Annotated in this window: 7 protein-coding genes and 1 pseudogene; 1 reads left to right on the top strand and 7 read right to left on the bottom strand. The window is 59.8% G+C overall.

Annotation, left to right across the window (positions count from 1 at the left end; all coding sequences use genetic code 11):
* Positions 1 to 118, top strand: a pseudogene (locus C5L13_RS29025) (IS630 family transposase); the annotation flags it as partial.
* Between the two features lie 6 nt (positions 119 to 124).
* On the opposite strand, the gene C5L13_RS18865 reads toward C5L13_RS29025, so the two are convergent.
* From C5L13_RS18865 to cysE, 7 genes are all read right to left on the bottom strand, one after another.
* Complete coding sequence (locus C5L13_RS18865) at positions 125 to 472, bottom strand: AzlD domain-containing protein (protein ID WP_105384794.1); 348 nt, start codon at positions 470 to 472, stop codon at positions 125 to 127.
* Positions 469 to 1,218 (bottom strand): AzlC family ABC transporter permease, encoded by a 750-nt coding sequence (locus C5L13_RS18860; protein ID WP_105384793.1) that lies wholly within the window; start codon positions 1,216 to 1,218, stop codon positions 469 to 471. Before C5L13_RS18860 ends, C5L13_RS18865 begins: the two co-directional genes overlap by 4 nt.
* 84 nt (positions 1,219 to 1,302) lie before the next feature.
* Positions 1,303 to 3,840, bottom strand: a complete 2,538-nt coding sequence (gene clpA / locus C5L13_RS18855; RefSeq protein ID WP_105384792.1) for an ATP-dependent Clp protease ATP-binding subunit ClpA — start codon at positions 3,838 to 3,840, stop codon at positions 1,303 to 1,305.
* Between the two features lie 10 nt (positions 3,841 to 3,850).
* Positions 3,851 to 4,204: an ATP-dependent Clp protease adapter ClpS gene (gene clpS / locus C5L13_RS18850; protein WP_105384818.1), complete on the bottom strand. Its 354-nt coding sequence runs from the start codon at positions 4,202 to 4,204 to the stop codon at positions 3,851 to 3,853.
* Positions 4,205 to 4,459: 255 nt separating this feature from the next.
* Complete coding sequence (locus C5L13_RS18845; RefSeq protein ID WP_105384791.1) at positions 4,460 to 4,810, bottom strand: phasin family protein; 351 nt, start codon at positions 4,808 to 4,810, stop codon at positions 4,460 to 4,462.
* Positions 4,811 to 5,068: 258 nt separating this feature from the next.
* The gene (locus C5L13_RS18840) at positions 5,069 to 5,272 is read right to left on the bottom strand and encodes a DUF3126 family protein (RefSeq protein ID WP_105372612.1); all 204 of its coding nucleotides are present in this window, start codon (positions 5,270 to 5,272) and stop codon (positions 5,069 to 5,071) included.
* 114 nt (positions 5,273 to 5,386) lie between these two features.
* Positions 5,387 to 6,211 (bottom strand): serine O-acetyltransferase, encoded by an 825-nt coding sequence (gene cysE, locus C5L13_RS18835; protein ID WP_105384790.1) that lies wholly within the window; start codon positions 6,209 to 6,211, stop codon positions 5,387 to 5,389.
* Positions 6,212 to 6,275 lie beyond the last annotated feature (64 nt).

Here is a 6,275-nt window from a genome sequence, read left to right as displayed (position 1 = left end):
CCAAAAGCGAACGATCGAGGACACGTGGCGACACATCGGCTCTCTCGTCACAACAATCCAACCCGGCGAATGCAGTAACTACTTCGTAAACGCCGGATACGCTTCCGTCAAAACATGAACCGCTCTAGCGGCTTCCGAAGCCGGTCCACCAGAGGCCGGCAATCAGGAGCCCCATCGGCACGGCGACTCCGACCGCAACCTTGCGGCCGGTCGCCAGGAAGACGGCGAAACCGATGCCGGCCGCCCCAAGCCGAAGCCAGAGAGGCGATTCCGCCAGCGTTCCGTTCGGAAAAACGATCAGCTTCGCCGTAACGGCCATGACGAGCGATGTCGCCACCGCCCTCACCCAATAAAGCGCCTCGGACTCCTCGTTCAACCGATTGCCGGCGACGACGCCGAGCCAGCGCCAGATATCCGTCGCGAGGAAGCCGGCGACAATGATGACGATGAAGGTCCAGTACTCGTCGATCACCGCACGCCCCCCTTTTCCCCACGTCTTCTTTTTCGCCTCCACCTATCGATGAGATATGCCACCGTGCCGCCGCCAATGCCGGCATAAAGGACATCGAATTCAGGCGTGACCAGTGCAAGAAGCGGTCCCAGAACCACGCCCATCACGAAGGCGAGCTTCACCACCGGCTGGCCTGCGCTCGCCCAGATCGAGGCGTTGAAATAGACCGGCGTCAGAAAGAAAAGCACGCCCGCGATCAGCGGCGGAAAGCTTGCGGCGATCCCGTAGAAGATCGCAACCACCAGCGTGCCGCAGGTGGTCAGGGTGACGCCGAAACCCGCGAAATAGATCGCACGGTGTTGACGCGGCACGTTGCGCAGCGTGGTGATCGCGAAGACCCAGGCCGTGATCGCGACGAAATGCGAGAGGATCAGAAGGAGCCATGTCGGCGTCCGCTTCGTCCGCATCTCCGGGACGACCGAGGCCACCATCGGCATCATCCGGATCGAGGACAGCGTGACCGCCAGAAAGCAGGCTGCGATATTGGCGCCGCTTGCCATGGTGCCGACCAGGATCACCTGTGCCGGCAGCGCCCAGATCGCGAAAGACATGAAAACCGCCTCTGCGCGCGTGAGCCCGGATTCCAGTGCGAAGGCGCTGAACCCGACAATCGAGGTCATGAGGATCAGCGCCGGCAGCGAAAGCATTCCCCGCATGCCGGTCAGGAACCAGGACAAGGGGCTACGATCGTCGCTATCTGGAGACATCGGCATTCCGGAGGTATCGGGGACAGTCACAAAAAAGACGATGCCGGGACAAGCCCGGCATCGCAATGGCTAGATCCAACAGCCTTATTTACTCTTCGGCACGCGCGGCACCGTCGATCCCTTGCGCGCAGGGGTCTTGTGAGCCGCCGGGGGGGTCGTCTCGGCGATCACGTCGGCATCGACCATGGCGCGCGCCTTTGCAGAACCGCCATCCTTGTCCTTCGGCGCCGACTTTTTCGGTGCCTTGGGCTTCGAAACCTTCGCTTCGGCCTCCTCGACGGCCTCTTCCACCTCTGCCTCCGGCTTCGGCTTCACAGGCGTCGTCTCCGGAATGGCATCCAGGATCAGCTTGTCCTTGCCGTCCTCGCCCTTGCCAACCGTGACGTTGACCACACCACCCTTGCGCAGCTTGCCGAACAGGATCTCGTTGGCCAGCGGCTTCTTGATGTGCTCCTGGATGACCCGCGACAGCGGACGGGCACCCATTCTTTCGTCATAGCCCTTGTCGGCAAGCCAGGCGATGGCGTCCTGATGCAGGTCGAACGTGACGTTGCGTTCGGAAAGCTGCGTCTCGAGCTGCATGACGAACTTCTGCACGACCTGATGGATGACCTCCGTCGGCAGCGGCGCGAACGGGATCACGGCATCGAGGCGATTGCGGAACTCGGGGGTGAACAGGCGGTTCAGCGCCTCCTCATCCTCGCCGGTGCGTTTCGACGAACCGAAGCCGATCGCCGCCTTGGCCATTTCCGATGCGCCCGCATTGGTCGTCATGATCAGGATGACGTTGCGGAAGTCGATCTTCTTGCCGTTGTGGTCGGTCAGCGAACCGTGGTCCATGACCTGCAGCAGGATATTGTAGATATCCGGATGCGCCTTCTCGATCTCGTCGAGCAGGACGACGCTGTGCGGATGCTGATCCACGCTGTCGGTCAGGAGACCGCCCTGGTCGAAGCCGACATAGCCGGGGGGTGCGCCAAGCAGCCGCGAGACCGTATGGCGTTCCATATATTCCGACATGTCGAACCGCAGCAGTTCGACGCCGAGCGACGACGCAAGCTGCTTGGCCACTTCCGTCTTGCCGACGCCGGTCGGGCCGGAGAAGACGTAGGAGCCGATCGGCTTGTTCGGTTCGCGAAGGCCTGCGCGGGCGAGCTTGATCGCCGTCGAGAGGGCCTCGATCGCCGCGTCCTGCCCGTAGACGACCGAACGCAGTTCCTTTTCGAGGTTGGCGAGAACCATCTCGTCATCCTTGGAGACGGTCTTTGCCGGAATCCGCGCCATCGTGGCGATCGTCGCCTCGATCTCCTTTTCGGTGATCAGCTTACGGCGTTTGGAGGCCGGCAGAAGCATCTGCGCCGCCCCGGTCTCGTCGATCACGTCGATCGCCTTGTCCGGCAGCTTGCGGTCGGAGATGTAGCGCGCCGAGAGCTCCACGGCGGACTTGATCGCCTCGTTGGTGTAACGCAGCTTGTGATAGTCCTCGAAATAAGGCTTCAGGCCCTTCATGATCTCGATCGCATCGTCGATCGACGGCTCGTTGACGTCGATCTTCTGGAAGCGCCGAACCAGGGCCCGGTCCTTTTCGAAGAACTGGCGGTATTCCTTGTAGGTAGTCGAGCCGATGCAGCGGATCGCACCCGAGGAAAGCGCCGGCTTCAGAAGGTTCGAGGCATCCATGGCCCCGCCCGACGTGGCTCCGGCGCCGATGACGGTGTGGATCTCGTCGATGAAGAGTACTGCTCCCGGGTAATCCTCGAGTTCCTTGACGACCTGCTTCAGCCGCTCCTCGAAATCGCCACGATAACGGGTGCCGGCGAGCAGCGTGCCCATGTCGAGCGAGAAGATGGTGGCATCGGCAAGCGCTTCCGGCACCTTGCCCTCGATGATCCGCTTGGCGAGGCCTTCGGCGATCGCCGTCTTGCCGACGCCCGGATCGCCCACATAGAGCGGGTTGTTCTTGGAGCGGCGGCACAGGACCTGGATCGTCCGGTTGACCTCGGCATTGCGGCCGATGAGAGGATCGATGCGCCCTTCGCGGGCTTTTTCATTCAGATTGACGCAATAGGCCTTGAGCGCATCCTGCGGTTTCTTGGCCGATCCTTCCTCTTGCTCGCGGGCAGGTTTCGAATCGGAATCGCTTTCTTCGGAACCGCGCGGCGTGCGGGTCTGGGAGGCCCCCGGACGCTTGCCGATACCGTGAGAAATGTAGTTGACCGCGTCGTAGCGGGTCATTTCCTGCTCCTGCAGGAAGAAGGCAGCATGGCTTTCCCGTTCCGCGAAGATCGCGACGAGAACGTTGGCGCCGGTGACTTCTTCACGGCCGGAGGACTGGACGTGGATGACGGCGCGCTGAATGACACGCTGGAAGCCGGAAGTCGGCTTCGAATCCTCGTCGTAACCGGTGACGAGGTTGGCAAGTTCGTTGTCGACATAGTCGGCAACGGTCTTGCGCAGGGTTTCCAAATTGACGTTACAAGCGCCCATGACCGCCGCTGCGTCGGCATCGTCGATCAATGCCAGAAGCAGGTGTTCGAGCGTGGCATATTCGTGATGCCGCTCGTTCGCGAAGGTCAGTGCCTGATGCAGCGCCTTTTCAAGACTAGGCGAAAATGTTGGCACGTCGGGTTCCTCACTTCTTTTCCATGACACATTGCAGCGGATGCTGGTGTTGCCGGGCGAAGTCCATAACCTGGGACACTTTGGTTTCCGCTACTTCGTATGTAAATATTCCGCATTCCCCCACGCCGTGATTATGGACATGGAGCATGATGCGCGTCGCGGCTTCCCGATCCTTCTGAAAGAAACGCTCCAGAATGTGGATGACGAATTCCATTGGAGTGTAGTCGTCATTCAACAGGAGTACGCGATAAAGGTTGGGCCGTTTGGTTTTGGGTTTCGTGCGTGTGATGACTGAGGTTCCGCGGCCCGCGTTATCTCCGTCTCCACCTTTTTCTCGTTGCATAAAGATCGGCGGTGCGATCATCTTCATTCATTCCCCAGGAATCCGGCGGCGGTTCAGTGAAGGGCCGATCAGCCGAACTTCAGTCTTCCTAACGTAGTTCACTGAGTAGCGATTTTAAGCCCCCTTTGCGCCCACGCAATCACTATTCCGCTAGAGAGACCGCGAAGATGCGGAAAAACAGGGTTTTCCGCATTTGCCGGAATCAAAAAGGCCGGCAACGCGAAACGCCGCCGGCCTTCGATCGTGAAGGCGTCGTTGAAAAGGCTTTACCCGCCGTCAGGCCGCGTTTGCGGTCGTGATGGCGGTCGATTTGGCAACCGGTGCCTCGTACGGCTTATAGGCCAACTTCGCGAGGTCTGCGTACATATCGCTCATCTTGGTCGCCTCGACGATGAAACCATCGTAGGTCGACTTGATGTACTTGGTCTGGAGTTCGTAAGCCGCCTCGATGCTGCGCACTCCCGTGAACGCTTCCACGAAAGAAGTCATTTCCTGGAAGGACTTGCGGGAATAGTCGTTCGCTTCGGTAGCGATTGCCTGGAACCCTCTGGCGACTTCCGTATAGCTTTTCAGCACACCGTCCATCGCTTCCTTGCTCTTCTTGCTGGCTTCATCGAAATTGAACATAGCCTGATCCCTTGTTCTATTCGGAGAAGCTCATACAACCGACCCATCCGGCAAAAGTCAAGGCTGTTTTGTGCAATGCAAAATGACCGGGACCCCAACCTTTGCCCAGGCGGAGCGAAAACTGATTCGATGCGATGATTTGGGAAAGATTTTCAGGCATCTGAAAGGGCTCTCAACGCGGCTTTCCGCGCAATTGCGACAGCCCTGAATCAAGAAACGGACCATAAGGCCCGCTTCGCAGTTGCCTCGAGCGGGCAATCAGAGATCGACGTCGAGAATCGCCATCGAGAAGTTGTAGGAACGGTCGCCGTCCTCGTCGTCCACATAAACGACGCCCAGGAATTCCTCGCCTAGATAAACCTCTGCCGAATCATTCTTGCGCGGGCGTGCCTTGACGACCGCCTGCGGATTGATCACGCGCTTGAAATAGGCGTCGAGCTTCTTGATTTCGTCCGGTTTCACCATTCTCTCCGTCAGCGATTCAAGTTGCGGCGCTTTTGACATGGGACAAAGGCGAAAGTAAAGCGGCCAGGAGGTGCGGCCGCTCTTTCTGCTGTCGAGCAAGGCGCCGGAATTTCAGATGTCCGCGCCTAAAAGCTGATCCATCAGGCGGGCCGGTTCGGAACACCCGGCTTCCCCGACCACCTTAGCGGGAACGCCCGCGACGGTGGACTTCGGCGGAACAGCCTTCAAGACCACCGACCCTGCAGCGACACGCGAGCAGGAGCCCACCTCGATATTGCCGAGGATCTTTGCCCCGGCGCCGATCAGCACGCCGTGGCCGATCTTCGGATGGCGGTCAGCGCCCTCCTTGCCGGTGCCCCCGAGGGTGACGCCATGGAGGATCGATACGTTGTCGCCGATAACCGCCGTCTCGCCCACCACGAGGCCCGTCGCATGATCCAGGAATATGCCCTTGCCGATGCGGGCGGCCGGGTTGATGTCCGTCTGGAAAACGCTCGACGACCTGCTCTGCAGGTAGAGCGCGAAATCGCGGCGGCCGCGGTCAAAGAGCCAATGGGCCAGCCGGTGCGTCTGGATAGCATGGAAGCCCTTGAAATAGAGAACGGGCTCGATAAACCGCAGGCAGGCGGGATCACGGTCATAAAAAGCCTGGATATCGACACGCAGAATGGCGCCCCATTCCGGCCAATCCTCAAGCATTTCCATGAAAGTCTGACGCAGAAGCACGGCCTGCAAGTCCGGATGATCGAGGCGCTCGCAGATGCGATGCACTACGCATTCCTCGAGAGAATGATGGTTCAGCACCGTGGAGAAAAGAAAGGCCGCAAGCAGCGGATCCTGCTCGGCCGCCATGCGCGCCTCTTCCCGCAGCGTATCCCAAATGGGATCCACCGTCGCGACCTGCTCCTTCTGGCGGGCGTCAATTCTCGCGGCCATAGCCGTCTCCTCGTTCTACCTTCAGGCTCACTATATAGAATAAGTTTACAGGAAGACCAACGGC

The organism is Neorhizobium alkalisoli (genome assembly GCF_002968635.1).
GTDB classification, from domain to species: domain Bacteria; phylum Pseudomonadota; class Alphaproteobacteria; order Rhizobiales; family Rhizobiaceae; genus Neorhizobium; species Neorhizobium alkalisoli.
The sequence above is the reverse complement of the archived record's forward strand: the minus strand, read 5'-3'. Positions and strand labels throughout refer to the sequence as shown.

Excerpts from the sequence above, each read along its gene's own strand:
- C5L13_RS18860 (WP_105384793.1), bottom strand. The coding sequence starts at position 1,218 with ATGTCTCCAGATAGCGACGATCGTAGCCCCTTGTCCTGGTTCCTGACC.
- clpS (WP_105384818.1), bottom strand. The coding sequence starts at position 4,204 with ATGATCGCACCGCCGATCTTTATGCAACGAGAAAAAGGTGGAGACGGA.
- C5L13_RS18845 (WP_105384791.1), bottom strand. The coding sequence starts at position 4,810 with ATGTTCAATTTCGATGAAGCCAGCAAGAAGAGCAAGGAAGCGATGGAC.
- cysE (WP_105384790.1), bottom strand. The coding sequence starts at position 6,211 with ATGGCCGCGAGAATTGACGCCCGCCAGAAGGAGCAGGTCGCGACGGTG.